The 18,788-nt window shown below is 41.0% G+C and carries 16 protein-coding genes; 8 read left to right on the top strand and 8 right to left on the bottom strand.

Annotated features, from left to right (window positions below):
* Positions 1 to 4 precede the first annotated feature (4 nt).
* Complete coding sequence (locus GS399_RS14950) at positions 5 to 1,363, bottom strand: 3-keto-disaccharide hydrolase (RefSeq protein ID WP_160845454.1); 1,359 nt, start codon at positions 1,361 to 1,363, stop codon at positions 5 to 7.
* Positions 1,364 to 1,559: 196 nt separating this feature from the next.
* On the opposite strand from GS399_RS14950, the gene GS399_RS14945 reads away from it, so the two are divergent.
* The 5 genes from GS399_RS14945 to GS399_RS14925 all read left to right on the top strand — a co-directional run bounded on the left by GS399_RS14945 (position 1,560) and on the right by GS399_RS14925 (position 9,877).
* Entirely contained in the window at positions 1,560 to 2,591 is a 1,032-nt protein-coding gene (locus GS399_RS14945) for a LacI family DNA-binding transcriptional regulator (protein WP_160845453.1), read from the top strand.
* Between the two features lie 94 nt (positions 2,592 to 2,685).
* Positions 2,686 to 5,730, top strand: coding sequence for a SusC/RagA family TonB-linked outer membrane protein (locus GS399_RS14940; RefSeq protein ID WP_160845452.1), 3,045 nt, complete (start codon positions 2,686 to 2,688; stop codon positions 5,728 to 5,730).
* Between the two features lie 17 nt (positions 5,731 to 5,747).
* A complete protein-coding gene (locus tag GS399_RS14935) occupies positions 5,748 to 7,448 on the top strand; it encodes a RagB/SusD family nutrient uptake outer membrane protein (protein WP_202409475.1) in 1,701 nt (566 codons plus the stop codon).
* Position 7,449: 1 nt separating this feature from the next.
* The gene (locus GS399_RS14930; protein ID WP_160845451.1) at positions 7,450 to 8,490 is read left to right on the top strand and encodes a DUF6807 domain-containing protein; all 1,041 of its coding nucleotides are present in this window, start codon (positions 7,450 to 7,452) and stop codon (positions 8,488 to 8,490) included.
* Positions 8,491 to 8,644: 154 nt separating this feature from the next.
* Positions 8,645 to 9,877, top strand: coding sequence for a polysaccharide pyruvyl transferase family protein (locus GS399_RS14925; RefSeq protein WP_160845450.1), 1,233 nt, complete (start codon positions 8,645 to 8,647; stop codon positions 9,875 to 9,877).
* 52 nt (positions 9,878 to 9,929) lie between these two features.
* Here GS399_RS14925 and GS399_RS14920 read toward each other — a convergent pair whose 3' ends face one another.
* The 6 genes from GS399_RS14920 to GS399_RS14895 all read right to left on the bottom strand — a co-directional run bounded on the left by GS399_RS14920 (position 9,930) and on the right by GS399_RS14895 (position 13,794).
* Positions 9,930 to 10,403 (bottom strand): hypothetical protein, encoded by a 474-nt coding sequence (locus GS399_RS14920; RefSeq protein ID WP_160845449.1) that lies wholly within the window; start codon positions 10,401 to 10,403, stop codon positions 9,930 to 9,932.
* Between the two features lie 144 nt (positions 10,404 to 10,547).
* Positions 10,548 to 11,192 carry a response regulator transcription factor gene (locus GS399_RS14915; protein WP_160845448.1) on the bottom strand — a complete coding sequence of 215 codons (645 nt, stop codon included), beginning with the start codon at positions 11,190 to 11,192 and terminating at the stop codon, positions 10,548 to 10,550.
* Positions 11,164 to 12,006, bottom strand: coding sequence for a sensor histidine kinase (locus GS399_RS14910; protein WP_160845447.1), 843 nt, complete (start codon positions 12,004 to 12,006; stop codon positions 11,164 to 11,166). The genes GS399_RS14915 and GS399_RS14910 overlap by 29 nt, the downstream gene beginning before the upstream one ends.
* Positions 12,007 to 12,011: 5 nt before the next feature.
* A complete protein-coding gene (locus GS399_RS14905; RefSeq protein ID WP_160845446.1) occupies positions 12,012 to 12,626 on the bottom strand; it encodes a hypothetical protein in 615 nt (204 codons plus the stop codon).
* A gap of 6 nt (positions 12,627 to 12,632) precedes the next feature.
* Complete coding sequence (locus tag GS399_RS14900) at positions 12,633 to 13,172, bottom strand: hypothetical protein (RefSeq protein WP_160845445.1); 540 nt, start codon at positions 13,170 to 13,172, stop codon at positions 12,633 to 12,635.
* Between the two features lie 34 nt (positions 13,173 to 13,206).
* Complete coding sequence (locus tag GS399_RS14895) at positions 13,207 to 13,794, bottom strand: hypothetical protein (RefSeq protein WP_160845444.1); 588 nt, start codon at positions 13,792 to 13,794, stop codon at positions 13,207 to 13,209.
* 178 nt (positions 13,795 to 13,972) lie between these two features.
* Between GS399_RS14895 and GS399_RS14890 the strand changes: the two genes are divergently transcribed.
* Positions 13,973 to 14,386 (top strand): hypothetical protein, encoded by a 414-nt coding sequence (locus GS399_RS14890; RefSeq protein ID WP_160845443.1) that lies wholly within the window; start codon positions 13,973 to 13,975, stop codon positions 14,384 to 14,386.
* A 94-nt stretch (positions 14,387 to 14,480) separates the two neighbouring features.
* On the opposite strand, the gene GS399_RS14885 is transcribed toward GS399_RS14890, so the two are convergent.
* Positions 14,481 to 16,118 (bottom strand): M28 family metallopeptidase, encoded by a 1,638-nt coding sequence (locus tag GS399_RS14885; RefSeq protein WP_160845442.1) that lies wholly within the window; start codon positions 16,116 to 16,118, stop codon positions 14,481 to 14,483.
* A 706-nt stretch (positions 16,119 to 16,824) separates the two neighbouring features.
* Here GS399_RS14885 and GS399_RS14880 point away from each other — a divergent pair.
* Together GS399_RS14880 and GS399_RS14875 are read left to right on the top strand one after the other, a co-directional pair.
* Complete coding sequence (locus tag GS399_RS14880; protein ID WP_160845441.1) at positions 16,825 to 17,640, top strand: phytanoyl-CoA dioxygenase family protein; 816 nt, start codon at positions 16,825 to 16,827, stop codon at positions 17,638 to 17,640.
* 21 nt (positions 17,641 to 17,661) lie between these two features.
* A complete protein-coding gene (locus tag GS399_RS14875) occupies positions 17,662 to 18,786 on the top strand; it encodes a glycoside hydrolase family 2 TIM barrel-domain containing protein (RefSeq protein WP_160845440.1) in 1,125 nt (374 codons plus the stop codon).
* Positions 18,787 to 18,788: the final 2 nt, after the last annotated feature.

The following is an 18,788-nucleotide window of genomic DNA, read 5'->3' as shown; positions in this document are numbered from 1 at the left end:
AGTTTTATTTCAATACGTCGATTTTAATACTTCTGTACGATACGGTATTGCCGTGATCCTGCAATAGGATGTGACCTTTTTCAGCCATGCCGAAATTTGGCCAGATTTTGTATTTGCTTTCGGATACCAACTTTAAATATTCCGGTGAGCCGCGATGATATTCTACGACTTTCTGACCGTTAAGGTAATGCTCCACTTTATTATCCGGGTAAACGATTACGATCCCCTGATTCCATTCGCCGATGTTATGCCGTGAGTTTGCAATTTTTAGTGAGGGTATTAAATCATAAAGCGACGCCAGTGTACGGTTACCGTCCCTTCCTAATTTAGCGTCTGGATGTTTGTCATCGTCAAGAACCTGGTATTCCAATCCAATGGCCGATCCCGAGCTTTTCTCGTTTTCGGTAACGAAATATTTTACTCCGCTGTTGGCGCCTTCGGTAAGCTTGAAATCGAATTTTAACACAAAAGCGCTGTATTCTTTTTGTGTGACAATATCGCCGCCTATTCCGCCTTCTTTTCCGCCCGAATCGCGGATCGTAAGTACTCCATCCTTAATTTCCCAACCAGTACCAGGAAAACTGGTTTTATACGCTCCGCGCCAGCCGTTTGAAGTTTTCCCATCGAATAACAGAACGTAACCCAGTTTTTTCTCCTGGGCAGAAAGATCGTTTGGAATCGTGTTAACAACAAACGTATTATCCAGCGGCCTTGGTTTAAGATTGGCTGTTTGTATACGGACGTTTCGCCAGTGAATTTCTTTACCTACATTTTCCGGCTTATAAATTTCGTGCACCTGCAGTGCGATGAAGCCTTTTGCTGTTTCTGCATCTACTAAATTAGCGGTGGGAATTCCGTTAACCCATGTGCGGATACTGCTTCCGATACATTCAATATGATATTTATTCCATTCACCATTCTTAAATGCTTTTTTCCCGGAAGGATTAACATCCATTGGATAAAGCCAGCCGCGGCGCGCTTCGTCATAAAGTCCGCCGCTCCATCGGCGCGCTGAAGGATCCACTTCAACCTGATAACCGTGCACACGGCCGTTTTGATAATCCGGAGAGCTCAGGCTTCTGATCTGAATTCCTGAATTCATTGATGTGTCCACTTTAAGATCAAGCTCGAGGATAAAATCGCCATATTCTTTTTCGGTTGCCAGAAACGAATTCTTTTCATTAGGCACAGTAATACCCACAATTTCATCACCTCTCACCTGGTAAGTCGCTTTTCCATTAAGCTGTTTCCAACCTTTCAGATCTTTGCCGTTAAATAATTGTGTCCATTGTTCTTTTGTAGTTTGACTAAATGATTGCGAAGCAAAAGCCAGGCATACCAAAGTCACGATGGTTTTTTTCATAAAGTATAATAAAGGTTTAACTGAATAAAATCAGATCTATTAAATTGGTATCGCAATATAAAGTTGCATTTTTTTTTGTTGAAATCCCACCGGTCAAAAATAGTATGGGAACGTTCCCTATGCGTGGGAACATTCCCACGATTTTTTTTTAAATTAAAAACTTTAAAACCCCAATTATACTAACCAACTTAAATTTATGAAGCATCATCAAATAACAATTGTTGATATCGCTAAGCAACTAAATACCTCTAAATCAACTGTTTCGAGAGCTTTAACGGGGCATCCGAAAGTCAGTCCGGAGAAACGCAAAGCTATTCTGGACCTGGCACACAAACTCGATTATCAAAAAAATCTGATTGCTTTAAGCCTGGTAAAAAGGAAAACAAATACTATCGGCGTAATTGTACCGGAGTTTTCAAATTCGTTCTTCCCGCATGTAGTTATGGCCGTACAAAAGATTGCATCGCAAAATGGCTACAGCGTAATTATCAGCCAATCTGATGAGTGCTATGAAACGGAAGTCGAGAATGCCAGGGTTATGCTTGCCAACCATGTTGACGGCCTGCTGGTTTCTATTTCAAAACAAACAACTGATTTCGAACACTTTAAAGTATTTGAGCGAAAAGGTATTCCGCTTGTATTTTTTAACCGGATCTGCAATGAAATGCAGGTACCTAAAATAATAGTCGACGACCGCCATGGCGCTTTTCAGGCCGTCGAGCATCTAATCAAGATTGGAAAAAAGCGTATCGCCCACCTCGCCGGCCCTCAGTGTTTGCTTATCGGGCAGAACCGGATGAACGGATATCTTGACGCGATGAAAAAATACGATATACCTGTTGATGAAGAACTAATTAAAGTTTGCGACCTGACGGTGCCAGTTATTAAAGATAGCGTCAATGCATTAATGGATATGAAACAGCCACCCGACGGATTATTTGCCTTTAATGATCCAACGGCCATCGAAGCTATCAGAGTTGTCAAGTCCAGGGGTTTTAAAATTCCGGATGATATCGCGATCGCTGGGTTCAGCAATGAGTATGTATCTTCTTTTGTCGAGCCCAGCCTTACAACAGTTGCCCAGCCTATAGATGAAATAGGTCGGTGCGCAACGAATGCGTTATTTGAGCAAATGAAAAGGGATGTTTCCGAATGGAAAGCCGTTACAAATGTTTTAAATACCGAACTGATTATCCGAAACTCAACTTTATCAGATATCAAACCGTAAAAGTATCAGTTTGCATAAACGCCAATAATAAATAAACCTCGGGGCAGGGTAACCGAAACCTGTCTCTATTTTACTAACCAAAACTAAACAACGTATGAGACCAATTAAACTCTTACTGCTGTCGGCTATGCTATTATTTTGCGTGGTTGTTACGGCACAAAACAAGAAAGTTACAGGCAGGGTAACTTCCAGTGACGACGGCGGACCGCTCCCCGGCGTATCTGTCAAAATCAAAGGGGCGACAGCCGGGACCGTCACCGATGCCGGCGGAAATTACACAATAAATGCCGCCTCAACTGCCACCCTGGTATTTACCTATATTGGCTATGATCCGAAAGAAGCCGAAGTCGGAAACAGGACAACCATTAACATTCAAATCAAGCCACATGAAAACTCCTTACAGCAGGTAGTGGTTGTTGGATACGGCACACAAAAAAGAAGCGATATAACCGGTGCGGTTGCGTCAGTTTCATCCAAGCAAATCAGTGAACTTCCGGTAGCCAATTTGCAACAGGCATTGCAGGGACGCATTGCAGGGATCGACGTAGCAAGTAACGGCAGCAAACCAGGGTCCGGAGTTGTTGTACGCATCAGGGGAAGACGTTCGTTTGCGGCCGGAAACGACCCTTTATATGTAGTTGATGGAATTCCTTTTTCAGGCGATCTCGGAGATATCAGCCCTAATGACATCGAGTCAATGGACGTTTTGAAGGACGCATCCGCAACGGCGATTTATGGTTCACGCGGGGCGAACGGCGTTGTTCTTGTTACCACGAAACGCGGAAAAGTGTCTAAACCTTCTGTTTCTTACGCAGGCTATGCGGGGTTTTCGACACCGCTCGGTTCATATGATATACTGCAAGGCGATAAATTTGCCAGCTACAAACGGGAGGCGTACCGTGCGATAGGACAATATGATCCAAACGATCCGGGAGCTATAATTGACGACCCGGCTACATTCAAAACAACAACCGTATTCGAACCTGTTGAACTTGAATCCATGAAAACAGGCCGTAATACTAACTACCAGGACATGATCCTGGAAAATGGCTTTCAGCAGCAACATTATTTGGGCTTCCTCGGAGGAAATGATAATACAAAGTATGCAGCCTCCGCTAATTACTACGATGAAAAAGGTGTTATAGACGGACTTGATTTCGAACGGTTCAACCTTAAGCTTAACCTGGACCAGAACATTGGAAAAAAAATAAAAATTGGCTTATCTACAATTGCCACTCTCGGACAAAGAAATGGCGCCTCAATAAATTACCTTGGCCAAAGCCTCGTCAACAGCCCGCTAACAGTGCCATATGACGCAAATGGTAACCTGGTATTCAAGAATTCGAATGATGCTTTACTGTCAAATCCACTATCGGAAGTTGTTCCGGGAGCAAATGTCGATGAACTAAATCGTACTCGGATCTTTGCAAGTATATTCGGTGAATACCAGATAATAGATGGACTTGCATTTCATATCAATTTCGGTCCAAGCTACTATTCTACCCGTAACGGCAGGTTCGTCGGCCGTTACACCAACGCGCGAAATTTAGGAGAACCGCAGGCGTTTACTGCTAACACCAACAACTTTTCTTATACTTTAGAAAATATTCTGACGTATAAAAAGCAGATAAAAGATCATTCAATCGGAGCAACGGCTTTATACAGTATTCAGAATGACCGGACTGAAAATTATTCAGATGCCGTTGAAGGTGTTCCTGTTGAATCCCAGCAATTTTATAACCTCGGAAATGCTACCACAATAACAAGTGTCGGAAGTAATTTAACTGAATGGACAATTGAATCTTTCATGGGGCGCTTAAACTATGGTTTTAAAGATAAGTACCTGGTCACCCTTACCGGCCGTGCCGATGGTTCTTCGCGTTTCGCACCCGGAAATAAGTGGAGCTTCTTCCCTTCCTTCGCTGTTGCGTGGAGACTAAAAGAAGAAAATTTCCTTAAAAACAAAGAATTCCTAAACGATTTGAAATTGCGGGGCGGTTACGGCCGGACCGGCAACACAGGAATTAGTCCTTATGCCACTCAGGGCGCCTTAGGCCGAACCGTTTACGCATTCGGCAGCGCCAGCGCATTCGGTTTTTCTCCTACCGCTATTACCAATCCTGATTTAAAATGGGAAACAACCTCAACGATTAACCTTGGTTTAGATTTCAGCTTTTTCAATTATCGCCTGAACGGCTCGGTTGACCTATATCGCCAAAACACCACTGATCTGTTAATGCCCCGGCAACTTCCAATTACCGGAGGATATAGCACAGTGCTGCAGAACGTCGGAGCCACACAAAACAAAGGGGTAGAATTATCGCTTTCGTCAATAAATTTCGACACTCCTGGCGGTTTTAAATGGAGCACAGAACTCAACGTAACGATTAACCGTGAGAAAATTGTCAGCCTTTATGACGGGACAGCAGACGATATCGGAAACAGCTGGTTTATCGGACAACCGTTAACTGTTTATTATGACTTTGAGCGGATCGGCGTATGGCAGACCAGCGAAGCCGCAGAAGCTGCAAAATACTCGGCCAAAGTAGGTGAAATAAAAATTAAAGATCAGGATGGAAACGGAACGATTGATGCGACAAAAGATCGTGTAATTTTAGGCTCCGATATTCCTAAATGGACAGGCGGCATCACCAACCGGTTCAGCTATAAGGGATTTGATTTCTCCGCATTCATTTACGTTCGCGAGGGAAGCATGATACGAAGCAACTTCCATTCAGATAACGGAACGTATGCCGGAAGATACAATGTAATAGCAGCAGATTACTGGACCCCTGAAAATCCTAGTAATTATTATCCACGTCCGAACAAAAACCAGGAGCGTCCAAACTATGTAAGCACGCTAACTTATTACGATGGCTCATTCTTAAAAGTTAGGAATATGCAACTGGGCTACAGTTTACCAAAAAAGGTCATTGATAAAATAAAGATACAATCGTTGCGTGTCTACGCCAGCGCTCAGCAACCCTTTATTTTGTTTTCATCTTATCGTGACAAGTATCATGGAATTGATCCGGAGTTTGCGGTTGGCCCTAGCAACGGACGTGAACAAAGCACTTCAATCAGCGTAGATGCACCACCAACGCGTACGTTTATTTTTGGTGTAAACGCTAGTTTTTAATCCTCATTTGATTTAATATGAAAAAACTTACAAAACGGCTTATCGAACAGTTTGAGAAGCTTTATAGACCGACATTCTTTCCTAAATTAAAGTATATAACAGTGCCCGTTTTTACGATGGTATTGTTGCTGGTCTCCCCTTCCTGTAAAAAGATACTGGATGAGGAAGTTATTTCCGGCGTTACGGAACAATACCTCAATACAAAACCAGGATTTGAAAGTGCTGTAAAAGCGTCATACAGCGGTTTGCGTATTTTTTTCGCCAGTGGTGAAATGGGTATGACGTTGACAGAATTCGGCACCGATATGTATACGCACGGCGCCGATGGCGACTTCAAACATTACGATTTATACGATACCAAATTGAATTCGCGTGATGCAATGGTCAGGGATCTTTGGAACAACTTTTACACAACAATCAACACCTGCAACATTGTAATAGATCGCGCGGCTTCTGTTCCCGGTATTGATGATGCCACTAAAAATAAAAGTATCGGAGAAGCCAGATGGCTGCGTGCACAATATTATTTTATTTTGGTTCAAACCTTTGGGCCGATCCATTTGGCGCTTAAGGAGAATTCGGAAATTACAACAGAAGCAAAACGATCATCCGTTAAGGAAGTATATGATGCGATCGTAGCCGACCTTGAATTCGCGATAGCTAATCTCCCGGTTACACAAGCTGATTACGGGCGTGCAACGAAACCAGCTGCTGAAAATTTACTGGCCAAAGTTCTGCTTACCCGGGCTTATATACCTGAAGCCGCCCAGCCCACTGATTTTGCAAGAGCTGCAGAATTAGGAAAAAATGTGATCAACAACTATAATTTCAGATTGCTGGATGATTTTGCCGACATTTTTAAACAAGGCGCGGGTGAAGTAAATGCAGAAGTTATATGGGCTGTTCAATACACCACTGATAAGCTGAACGATGGAAATGGTAACCGTATGCATCCATATTACGTAATGCAATACGATATTTTACCTGGCATGGTACGTGATCTTGAAAACGGGAAATGCTTTAAGCGTTTAAGGCCCACTAATTTCGCGCTCGCAAATTTTGGTGATCGCACGGTCGATTCACGCTATAACAAAAGTTTTAAAGTTGCTTGGATCAGTAACAACGCTGCAAACATACCAAAGGACGCGGCCGGCAAACCTAAATTTGCAGTTGGTGACACAGCAATCTGGCTGCCTGGTAAAAACCTGGCACCCGAAGAAGTTGCAAAAAAACCATACCTCGTTATTTTGCCGAAGGATTATACTGAAACCAAATATCCATCGCTAATTAAGTTCATGGATAAAACCCGGTCTGCTGTTAATGACGATGTAGGTTCGCGTGATTACCTCGCATATCGCCTGGCGGATACTTATCTGATGGTTGCAGAAGCATATATCGGAGCTGGAAACCTTGCTGAAGCCACTACTTACATCAACAAAGTTCGTGAACGCGCCGCTTATCCGGGCAAAAAGGCACTCATGGATTTAACCCCGGATAAACTGAACATTGATACCTTACTTAATGAACGTGGAAGAGAATTATCTGGTGAGTTATGTCGTTGGTTCGATCTGAACAGAACAGGAAAACTTGTTGAACGCGTAAAGCTTTACAATGACGAGGGCAAGAAAAATATACAGCCTTTCCATGTTTTACGACCAATACCACAAGATCAGATAGACAGAACAACGAATAATTTCGGTCAAAACACAGGTTACTAAAATGACTTTCAATTTAAAAATACTTGCATTATTTTTTTTGGGAACTGGCTTTACGGCCAGCTCCCAAAATTTACCGGTTCAGCTTAATTCGAATACGTCTGCGAAAAAAGTTGACGTTTTAATCGGCGGAAAATTATTTACGTCGTTTCATTATCCAGACACCATTGAAAAGCCATTTTTATATCCCATTAATACGGTTTCGGGAAGAACCTTAACCAGGAAATTTCCACTTGAAACCAAGGCTGGCGAGCGGACAGATCATCCGCATCACATTGGTTTATGGATGAACTACGAGAGTGTCAATGGTCTGGATTTTTGGAACAACTCATATGCAATCCCTGCTGATAAAAAATCCAAATATGGCTGGATCACAAATGTCAAAGTAGAGAAAGCTAAAAGTGGAGACAAAGGCGAGTTGCAATATTCAGCCGATTGGAACAACCAGGACAAAAAAGTATTGCTCAGAGAACAAACTGTTTTCTCGTTTTCCGGAACAGAAAAAATGCAGGTGATTGACCGCACCACAACATTAACTGTTCAAAAGGACACTGTAAAATTTGCAGATGTTAAAGACGGTTTTTTGGCAATAAGAGTAACCGGTGAATTGGAATCGCCTCTCGAAAAACCACAGGAATTCACCGATATACATGGCAATAAAACAACGCTTTCAACAACCGGCCAATACAAAGCTAATGGTATCTACTTAAGCAGCGAAGGTAAGACCGGGAACGATGTTTGGGGAACACGTGGTAAATGGTGTGTTTTAAACGGAACGGTCGAGGGCCAGGACGTTTCAATTGCAATTTTAGACAATCCTCAAAATCCCGGTTATCCAACGTACTGGCACGCAAGGGGCTATGGACTGTTTGCGGCCAACCCGCTTGGCCAAAAGGTTTTTAGCAATGGCAAAGAAAATTTGAACCTGGTGCTAAAACCCGGAGAGGCGGTAACTTTTAAGTATCGGATAATTATTAATAGCGGCAGGTTAACTACCGAAAACATAAACAAACTGTTCGATGAATTTACGCCGATAAATAGGTAATTTTTAGCTGTAACTGAGATTAATGATAGTTTTAAAATTAAAATTTCACGTAACAATACACAACTACTAGTTAACATCTTAAAATATATTATAAGTGGTAAATTGCAGGTAACTGCTTAAAGCAAGCAAGTAACACACTACATCTACCATACTTATGATTATTGAGCTACGGGGCGTGGACTTTGTAAACAAAGGCGCCGAACTGATGCTGCACGCAGTTTTTAAGCAGATAAAAGATTACAATGAGAGTGTCGTAATCTGTATGCATAAAAGCCCAAGAGTTCCTGCCGAAAAGTTAAAGCATTTTGATATTTCGATTAAACTAAGCTCCCGGAAATTGAATTTTATCGGAAAACTTATCCCCCGATTTTTTCGCAGAAAATTGGGTATCGTTTTAGAAGATGAGATTAACATTGTGATCGATGCTTCTGGTTTCGCCTTTGGAGATCAGTGGGGCGCGGAATATGCTCAACGACGATTAGGAAATAAAATAGTCGAATGGAAAGCTAAAAGAAAAAAGATCATTCTTTTACCGCAGGCATTCGGGCCGTTTTCAACCGAACCGATCAGAGAAGTGATGAAAAAAATCATTTCAAACGCAGATTTGATTGTAGCGAGGGAAGAAGAATCGTTCGATTATCTGACAGGTGTACAGCAATCGCCTCACATTATACAGTCACCGGATTTTACAAATCTGATCAGTGGATCTGTTCCCTCCGATTTCGATCCGTCAAAAAATGAAGTAGCTGTTATTCCCAATTATAAAATGATCGAAGAAGATGTCGTAGGTAAAGATCATTACTTTGGATTTTTAAAATTTATAATTGAAAAAATTCGATCAAAAGGTTTTATACCTTACTTTTTAATTCATGAAGGGAAAAAAGATGCCGAACTAGCTTATCAGCTAAATAAAGAGCTGGAAAATCCGCTGGATGTTGTTATTAAAGATAATGCGCTGGAAATCAAAGGAATCATTTCAACAGCCCGCTTTGTTGTGTGCTCGCGTTTCCACGGAGTTGTAAGTGCATTGAGCCAGGGCGTACCCTGTATGGCTACAAGCTGGTCGCATAAATACCGAATGCTTGTTAAAGATTACGGCTTTGAAGAAGGCCTGGTGGAGGACTTAAACGACTTTGAACAAGCGGAAAAATTGCTGGATAAGCTTGCCGACCCCATTTACAATTCCCAGGTTTCCGAACGCTTAAAAATATTGAGTGCTAAACAAAAAGACTTATCAGTGCAAATGTGGAAGAAAGTGTTTAAGATTATTCAACCTCAAACCACTTCTGTTGTGCAGCCGATGCTATCCATCAATCAAAGTACCTCTCTGTTATTGCTTCTCCTCAACGAAAATTTCCTGACGGGGTTGGGTGAGATATGCATTTAGCCACAAAAAGAGAGCCGCCTATAGCTGGCGGCTCTCTTTAAGTTATAACTGACTATCTTGACCGGTCCTTACCCCGATTATCATGACCGTCCCATCTGTTATCCCTTCTCTGATCTCTATCATTATCCCTTGCGTATTTAGCGTTATTATTGTAGTCGCGAATGCTGCGCTGATCGTGTCTGTTTCTATATGAGCCGTACCTACTGCTATAAACATTATTGTTTATCCATGGATTACGGTCATTTATTACAACTTTATATGACCGGTATAAATCGTAGTTTTTATATCGCGATGGAAGCGAGGTTTTTGTAACCCATCTGTTTCCTTGCTGATAAGTATAGTTACGTTGTGCTACATTATAATATGCACCAATTTCCGGAAGGTAATAGTAATCGGCACGGTCATAGCCATAAGGTCCCCATTCTGGTTGATTGCCAATGTTAACATTGATCCTGATCTGAGCGTCTGCTGCTTTGTATACAAAGCTTGATAAAACAAGAGCAGACATAATTAAAAGTTTTTTCATCTTTCTTCATTTTAAATTAACAGTAAACACGGACGTCCTTTGTTTTGCTGTTGTTTGAATATTCGACTGGAAGAAAGGATGATTAGTTTAGAGAGGCTACTGTTAAAAAACGTTAATTACGAAAACCAAAAAAATATCGACTTATTACATTTCTACTAGTTTATGCTTAATCGCATATAGCACCAATCCTACCCTATTTTTGATCTGCAATTTCTCGAATAACTGATCGCGATAACCATCAACGGTTCGTATGCTGATACACATTTTATCAGCAATTTCCTTGTAAGTTAGCTCACTGCAGTTCCAGATAAGGAACTCTGTTTCACGTTTATTAAGCGTCACTTCTCCATTGGTCTTGGGAGGAGGTTTAAGCTTCTGCATCATATGTTTTGTTACAAATGACGGAAAGAAAACATCGTCTTTCGACACCGTATCCAAGGCACGCTTAAAATCATCCATGTCCGAATCTTTTAAAAGATAGCCCTTAATGCCCATCTCAACCAGCTTTAAAATCTTTTCCGAATTGTCGAACATAGAAAGAATAATCACGTGAATTTCGGGGAAGTTTTTGTGCAGCCAGTCAGTTGTGGCGATACCATCCATTTCGGGCATGTCGAGATCAAGAAGAACGATATCAGGCTTGAATTTTTTGCTTATTTTCTGAATAAACTCTTTGCCGTTAGACGCCTGGAGCGAAACAATGTATTCGGGAAAATTGCCAATTAACGAAGCCATACCGTTTCGGAAAAGCCGGTGATCATCAACCAGAGCCACTTGGTATTGCCTCATTATCGTTAACTTGAGAATTTCCTGACGGATTTAAGCTAATAGTAATTTGGCAACCTTCATTTGGTGAGCTATTCACATCCATTGATGCACCAATCAGGCTGGCCCTGTTTCTGATATTTTTTAAACCATTCCCCTCACAATTTTTTAAAATTTCCCCGGCATTAAAACCTAAACCGTCGTCTTCAACGGTTAAATTAAACATTTCGGGAAAATATTGCAAGCTGATTTTCAGATGTTTAGCCTTTGAGTGCTTAATGATATTATTAATTGCTTCCTGAAAAATTCGATATAATACAAGTTCAATTCGTTGATCCAGGGAATAATGCTGACCCGAGATAATAAAATCTATATCGTAAGCGCCTGTGTTTTGCAATGTCTGAACATCGTTTTTAATCGTTTCCGGAAGACCGTGTTTAACAATATGCTCAAAACTTAAACTATGCGAGAGATTTCGAAGATCGACAATTACATGACTGATCAGCTCACGGCTTTCATCAATCTTCTCCTGTTTCTGACCGCTGTCCAGGTTTTTCGCCTGGCTGAGGTTAAGCTTGATGAAAGACAGTACCTGCCCAATGTTGTCATGGATTTCATCTGAAATATGTTTAAGAGTTTGTTCCTGGATCTCGATACGGGTTTTCAAAAGTTCCTGATGATATTGCGCGACCATCTGGTCTTTTTCCCGGTCATTTTTTAACTGTTTATTTCGGTACACGAAAATAAAATAGATGATAAAACCCACCAGGCATGAAAACACAAATATCCCCAGAAAGAATAAAAGGTATATTTCAGCTTGTTCCGGTGATCTTCTCATAACTTCTATTTTCTGTCAAACCACAATGCTGCTCCAAGTAAGATATAAAAAATGTAGTTGGCGATGTAAAAAAGCATATATATGTAAGTTTCGTCAAGCTTGTGCCGTTCGAAATAATTATACAAGCCGATACTCGACAGCATGAGCACCGGAAAGACCAGAAAGGCTGTTGCGCTCCAGAAAATGCTTTGTTTAAACAGGTTAAGTTTAATTGGCGAATTGATCATTTGAATATACAAAAGCAGCGAATACAATAAAAAGAGGCTATGTGATATCAAAGCAAAGTTTGATGGATATGTATGGGCCTTTTGAAAATAAACGCTGTTAATCACACCTGCGATACAAACTGGTATCAATAAAACAAGACTAAATATTTTGATCTCCAGGCGGGAGAACGAATAATAGAAGAACAATGTCGCCAGGACATATTGTAAAATAAAAAATATATGGTAGTTGATCAATGTCTTATCACCCAGATACATTCCGATACACTGGTTTATCAACCCGGAAAAAATCAAACAGCATAATATCTTACCAGCGATACTATGCTGTTTGAAACGGATTAGTCCGGTCACAAATGAAAGGAAGATAATTCCCAGTAATATCCAATACAGAATCATCTGCTATCAGGGTTTTGGTTCAATGCTTTTCGGAGGTGGAACTCCGTCTAATAATATTTTGCCTGCGATCAGTTTATTGAATGAATTCACATCGAAGGTGTTGTAGCTCGTATAGGCGGCCCGTTCTTCAGGCGTTGCAGAGAAGAATACCATTGAGTATTCACCCCTTTCGGAAGTGCCTTCGGATGGCTCACGGATACCGAAATAAAACACGAGTTCCTCTGATCTTGATTCAGACACTAATGTTCTGACAAGGTTATTGTCGAGGTAGAATCCATAATGCAACAGATCCTGAAGTGACGGCCAGCTGGCTAATTCATCTAAGCCGCTGATGCATCGATTAATCATATCTCTGGCTGTTTGATCGTCGATCCTGTGCCTATCAATGTTAGGTAAACGGCTTGCAAAGCCTTGACGTTCCGTAGCAGGAATTTGATCTGGGATACGCGTAGCATCCGGCTCTACGGGCTTTATACGTTTTCCATAATAGTAACCTAAAATAAGCCCGATTGCGAGGGCAATAATAATTGTTCCTAGATTTTCCATAATGTTAGTTAGTATTTGTATATGAAGTTAATTGTTAATTTCCTGGAGGCGGAACGCCATCGAATTTTTTGCCAACTAACGCCTTAGCTACATCTGTTTGTGTACTGTCTTCTGCTAGTGCGGATGCAGCACCGTCATCTCCTGCGTAAATAGCAGTGAAGTGGACATATCCTCCACTCTTTCGACAGTTGATCCCAAAAATTATTCGAACTCCCTTGATGTTAGGATTTTGGGTGTCATGGAGAATTTGCTCCAAAGACGCTTTGCTTAGGAATAAGCCTTTTTTTAATATTTTGACAAGGTTGGTGTGTTTTTTTAAAGCCCTATCGTTTTTTAAGAAGGGATAATCAGAAAGTCCATTGACAAGATGATTAATTTGGGTATCTGAGATTGGTATTGTAGGGTCAATTTCGTCTAAATGATCTGGATCTGTTGTGCAAAATGATGGCGATATACTGCAATCAGCAGCAAAATTAATACTATCCGCAGCCAAACTACTTGCATTTATTTCGTTTAAGTTTTTCTGCTTCGGATCACCGCATGCTGAAATTAACACAAAAGTTAAAAGGACAAAAAGCCCTTTCAATGTTGCTCTGATTTTGTTAATCTGACTCGTTTTCATAACACTAATTTTTAAAAGGTTTGAATTACATTAAAATTAGTGATGAAATTTTTCGGACGCACCCCGTGTTTTCACCCTTTTTTTATGTGAAAACACGAGAGCGATAGGGTGTTTCTCCGGTGGATGCGCGTAGCTGCCAAAATGAACTTTGAGGTGTAAATCAAAACATCAAAAAGTCATGAAAAAGCTATCATTTTTACACTTAGTTTCAATCACAGCAGCAAAGTTCGGAGTATATGCCCTGGGATTATTTTTCGCTTTCCAGTTACATGCCGGAACAGCTTCACAGAAAACAGAAATGAATTTTAAAACTCAGAATTTAAGCCTTGTAATTAACGCAATGGAATCTGTAAATACAGACGTTACAGGTTTAACCGATCACAAGGGCAAACCCGTAACAAACGTTCTTTTTTCTGAAAACGCGTTAACAAGATATACAGAAGATCAGGAACATGCATCAGAAGACATGAGCCACCACCATTTAGCTGAAGAAATTGATTTCTCGAAACGCATGAGATTGTTAGTTGCGATATTGTTTCAATCACTTATCTCAATTTGCCTGATCGTGTTGTTTTCAGTCGTTTTTCTCTAATAAAAGTTCGTGTTTATTTTAAAAATTTCAACAAACGGTCGGCCGGCCAATTTTAATAAATATGTACAAACAAATCTACAAGGTAGTGCGCTCGTCAATTCTTCATCGATTTATCTCTAACCGCTTTAAACTCGGAGCCATTTTTCCATCCCGGAAAAGTAGTTTCATTGCCAAGCTTCCAACCAATCTGGTATAATATATTGGCAATTTGAGTGATGCCTCCGTAATCCTTTATCAGCGAAAAATTATCCGATGGTTGATGATAATTATCGTCATTATAACTTTTGCTTTGTGCTTTTCCCCAATCAGCTCCGTGCAATACACTTTCAATTCCTGTGTTGATGTCTAATGCGGGAACGCCGACTTTCGCAAAATTGAAATGATCTGAACGGTAATAGCTTCCGGCGCCCGGCTTTGTATCACCGATTGTATGTTTACCGTTTTCTTCGACAATATCTTCAACATAATCTTCCAGTTCATTTTGTCCTTTTCCGGTAACGGCAACGTCCGTAGTTTCGCCAAACGGATGTAAAGCGTCCATATTGAGATCGGCAACAGTTTTATTCAGCGGGAATAACGGATGCGCAGCATAATATTCCGAACCGAGCAATCCTTGCTCCTCGCCCGTTACTGCCAGGAAAAGAATTGACCTTTCCGGCTTTTCCGATTTGGAAAAAGCCTTCGCCATACTTAACAACGCTGCCGTGCCTGTACCGTTATCTACGGCGCCATTGTAAATACTATCTCCTTTAGCGTCAGGCTTTCCTTTACCAAAATGATCCCAATGGGCGGAATAAATTACACATTCATCGGGCCTTTTAGTTCCCTTAATTAAAGCTGCAACATTGTGCGAGGTTGAATATTTAAGTTTATTATTTAATACTAATGACATACTAGTATTCAGCGGAATCGCCTTAAAGCCCTTCTTCCTGGCAAGCGCTCTGAAATCCCCCGTAATTCCGGCGGCAGCCAGCAATTTTGTAGAGGCTTCCTCAGTAATCCATCCTTCAACTTTACAGCGGGACATGTGTTTGTCACTTTGCTGAAGATAAAGTTTCGCACCGGAAAAGCTGTTATTTACGACATGCCAGGGATAACTCGCCGGCTCGGTTTGGTGAATAATTAAAACACCCGCAGCTCCCTGTCTCGCCGCTTCTTCGTATTTGTAAGTCCAACGGCCATAGTAAGTCATCGTGTCTCCATGAAATAACGAAGGGTCATTCGATTTAAATCCCGGATCATTTACCAAAACAATAACGGTTTTTCCTTTTACGTCCAGTCCGGCATAATCATTCCACTGGTATTCAGGAGCTACAATACCGTATCCGGCAAAGACTAATGGTGAGTTTTGAATATTGATCGTTTCAAGCTCCTGCCTTGATCCAGCTACGAAATCTGTATATGGCTTCAACGATAAATTGGACTTTCCGGACAGTTTTAAATCTCCTGCTGGTTTACTCGTAACTTCTACCATCGGTACATCCTGGAAATAACTTCCTTTATTTGCCGGCTCCAAGCCCAATTTTTTAAATTCATCCGATAAATAACGGATTGTTTTATCCTCACCCACAGTAAATGGCTTTCTACCCTGTAATGAATCATTAGCAATAACCGATAAATAATTTTTTACATCGTTTTCAGATATTTTACCTGATTGTTCAGCGTACTTGTTGCAGGATGCAATTGCGAAAAACAGTATGACGCTTAAAACGGATAAAGACTGGACTTTCATGTTGATAAGTTCTTAATTCTAAGAAAGAGTTAAAATCTGAATTTATCAACCGTTTAGGCTAAAAATTACGAATAATCAAAAGCGATTCTAAATTTACTGGCATCCGATTACGCTTGTTTAATAATTGGCTTTATGGCTCGGTTGTTGGAACATTTGATAAGACGACTGATGCGTCAATTGTTTACTGGAAGAAAGAAAAACGAGCACATGCAGACGTGCTAGTGCCGCTAAACACACAAAATACCAGTTGATAATTAAAGGTAATGGTTCTTATAGACCAATTTGCAGAAAGTCGGGATAAGTAATTGTTAATCACTATAGCGCTCAAGGTTCGGGCAAACTTTGAATAAGATAAGCCCTTTGGCTATAATAAGCCGTACCTGATTGGCAATTCTTTCCCGGCTTTTTCAAAATCAGGGAATAAAATGCACAGTTACACGATATAATAATAAGATTATCAGAACATTCCATTATTACCATCTTTTGGATAACAAGTTAATCAGCCAGTTATTTGTGAGAAGTCCAAGTGAAAACAAGTTTTAAGCCTTTTCCGTCACATACTAAAGCCTAAGATACTGCTACTTTACGCAGAAATCTCTGCCATTTGTCCAAATCGGATAATATCTACCATAAATTGAATAATTTAATCGAATATCAGAACTGGTAAAAATCCGTGTTTTGGAATTCTAACTAAAAATTCAAAATAATGGAAAATAATTTATTTCCGCTGGACGATACTATCCATGTCGGCAATGATCAGGTCAGCGCATTCCGAGAAAACGGCCACGTGCTCATCCATGAAATATTAAAGCCAGAGGAGCTTTCTTACTACCGGAATGTCATTAAAAAAGCAGCTTACCAATACAATACGGAAAAACGCGACTTAAAAGACCGGGACACTTATGGGAAAGCCTTTCTACAAATTATGAATTTGTGGCAAACGGACAAAGAGGTACGACGATTCACTCTGGCTAAACGTTTTGCAAAAATTGCGGCGGATTTACTAGGCGTGGAAAACGTTCGCATTTACCATGACCAGGCGCTTTTTAAGGAACCTGGCGGAGGATTTACTCCATGGCACCAGGATCAATATTACTGGCCGCTGGATACTTCGAAAACTGTCACGATGTGGATGCCATTGATCGACATAGATGAAGAAATGGGAATGCTGACCTTTGCTTCCGGATCGCATACCGCAGGCTTTGCCGAAAATATTCCGATATCTGACGAATCAGAAAGCACATTACAACAATTTATTGAACGGAATAATTTCCCGGTTACACGAGCCAAAACCATGAAAGCTGGTGATGCAACATGGCACTACGGCTGGACATTGCATACAGCGCCCGGAAATTCCTCAAAAGACGTCACCCGCGAAGTTATGACGGTTATCTATTTCGCAGATGGCGCTCACATTACCGAACCGCAAAACAAGCACCAGGAAAATGATCGCCAGACATGGCTTAAGGGGCTGGCTGCGGGACAGCTTGCCGCTTCTGAATTAAATCCAATGGTTAAATAGCACTCGCAACCTCAATTTAAAATGCAAAAATCTCAAAACCAGTCTTGGCTGATAAAAATTGCCATATTCACACTTATCATTATCGCGTTTTCATTGGATTCCCGCGCTCAAACCGCCCAGAAATGGCCGGAGAAAAAGGCATGGGATTGGTATAACAAACAACCATGGTATTGTGGATTTAATTACATCCCGGCTTACGCAATAAATTATACGGCGATGTGGGATAAAACAACGTTTGATCCGAAAGCGATTGACCGGGAGCTCGCCTTGGCTGAACAGTCGGGAATGAATTCGTTGAGAGCTGTATTACAGTATGCTGTTTATGAGGATGACCCTGCTTACTTTTTAAAAACGCTTGATACTTTCATGGCGCTGTGTTATAAGCACCATATTAAGTTCATACCAGCGCTATTTGATGACTGTTCATTTGGTATAAAAAGCGATCCGGTAGTTGGAAAGCAACCCGAACCGCTAAAAGGCTGGTATGCCTGGGCATGGTCGCCGAGCCCGGGCCACAGTATGGTTACCGATTCGACAACCTATCCCAAACTTGAAAAATATGTGAGGGATATCATTAATCACCACAAAAACGATGAACGGATTTTATTTTGGGATCTCTACAATGAACCGACGAACGGAGGACTTGGCAGCGCAACTTTTCCGCTGTTAAAAAAGGTAATCGTATGGGCTCGTTCAATTAACCCGGATCAACCGTTAAGCATCGGTATGTTTGATCAGAATCCAAGGTTAAATGAGATCATCATCAATAATTCGGATATAATTACTTTTCACGATTACGGAAACAAAGAAACCGTTACCAGGGCTGTCGAAAAATTTCAGAAGCTGAACCGTCCTTTGATAAATACCGAATGGATGAACAGGCCGTTTGGATCGACCGTTAGCGAGATCCTGCCTATCTTTTATCAATATAAAATTGGGTGCAACTTATGGGGACTAGTAAATGGTAAAACTCAAACAGATTTGCCATGGGGGCATCGGCCTGGTGATCCCCCGCAAGATTTATGGCAGCATGATCTTTATCACGGTGATTTCAAACCATATAAACCGAGTGAGATAGATACAATTAAAGAATACATTGATCGTTCGGAGAAGAAAGAATATATTGAGTTGCACAAACATCAATGATC

The organism is Hufsiella arboris (genome assembly GCF_009834875.1).
GTDB classification, from domain to species: Bacteria; Bacteroidota; Bacteroidia; order Sphingobacteriales; family Sphingobacteriaceae; genus Hufsiella_A; species Hufsiella_A arboris.
This window is presented reverse-complemented; position numbering and strand designations above follow the sequence as displayed.

What these genes read in the sequence shown, in the direction of transcription:
- GS399_RS14950 (WP_160845454.1), bottom strand. Translation starts at nt 1,363, where the DNA reads ATGAAAAAAACCATCGTGACTTTGGTATGCCTGGCTTTTGCTTCGCAA.
- GS399_RS14945 (WP_160845453.1), top strand. Translation starts at nt 1,560, where the DNA reads ATGAAGCATCATCAAATAACAATTGTTGATATCGCTAAGCAACTAAAT.
- GS399_RS14940 (WP_160845452.1), top strand. Translation starts at nt 2,686, where the DNA reads ATGAGACCAATTAAACTCTTACTGCTGTCGGCTATGCTATTATTTTGC.
- GS399_RS14935 (WP_202409475.1), top strand. Translation starts at nt 5,748, where the DNA reads ATGAAAAAACTTACAAAACGGCTTATCGAACAGTTTGAGAAGCTTTAT.
- GS399_RS14930 (WP_160845451.1), top strand. Translation starts at nt 7,450, where the DNA reads ATGACTTTCAATTTAAAAATACTTGCATTATTTTTTTTGGGAACTGGC.
- GS399_RS14925 (WP_160845450.1), top strand. Translation starts at nt 8,645, where the DNA reads ATGATTATTGAGCTACGGGGCGTGGACTTTGTAAACAAAGGCGCCGAA.
- GS399_RS14920 (WP_160845449.1), bottom strand. Translation starts at nt 10,403, where the DNA reads ATGAAAAAACTTTTAATTATGTCTGCTCTTGTTTTATCAAGCTTTGTA.
- GS399_RS14915 (WP_160845448.1), bottom strand. Translation starts at nt 11,192, where the DNA reads ATGAGGCAATACCAAGTGGCTCTGGTTGATGATCACCGGCTTTTCCGA.
- GS399_RS14910 (WP_160845447.1), bottom strand. Translation starts at nt 12,006, where the DNA reads ATGAGAAGATCACCGGAACAAGCTGAAATATACCTTTTATTCTTTCTG.
- GS399_RS14905 (WP_160845446.1), bottom strand. Translation starts at nt 12,626, where the DNA reads ATGATTCTGTATTGGATATTACTGGGAATTATCTTCCTTTCATTTGTG.
- GS399_RS14900 (WP_160845445.1), bottom strand. Translation starts at nt 13,172, where the DNA reads ATGGAAAATCTAGGAACAATTATTATTGCCCTCGCAATCGGGCTTATT.
- GS399_RS14895 (WP_160845444.1), bottom strand. Translation starts at nt 13,794, where the DNA reads ATGAAAACGAGTCAGATTAACAAAATCAGAGCAACATTGAAAGGGCTT.
- GS399_RS14890 (WP_160845443.1), top strand. Translation starts at nt 13,973, where the DNA reads ATGAAAAAGCTATCATTTTTACACTTAGTTTCAATCACAGCAGCAAAG.
- GS399_RS14885 (WP_160845442.1), bottom strand. Translation starts at nt 16,118, where the DNA reads ATGAAAGTCCAGTCTTTATCCGTTTTAAGCGTCATACTGTTTTTCGCA.
- GS399_RS14880 (WP_160845441.1), top strand. Translation starts at nt 16,825, where the DNA reads ATGGAAAATAATTTATTTCCGCTGGACGATACTATCCATGTCGGCAAT.
- GS399_RS14875 (WP_160845440.1), top strand. Translation starts at nt 17,662, where the DNA reads ATGCAAAAATCTCAAAACCAGTCTTGGCTGATAAAAATTGCCATATTC.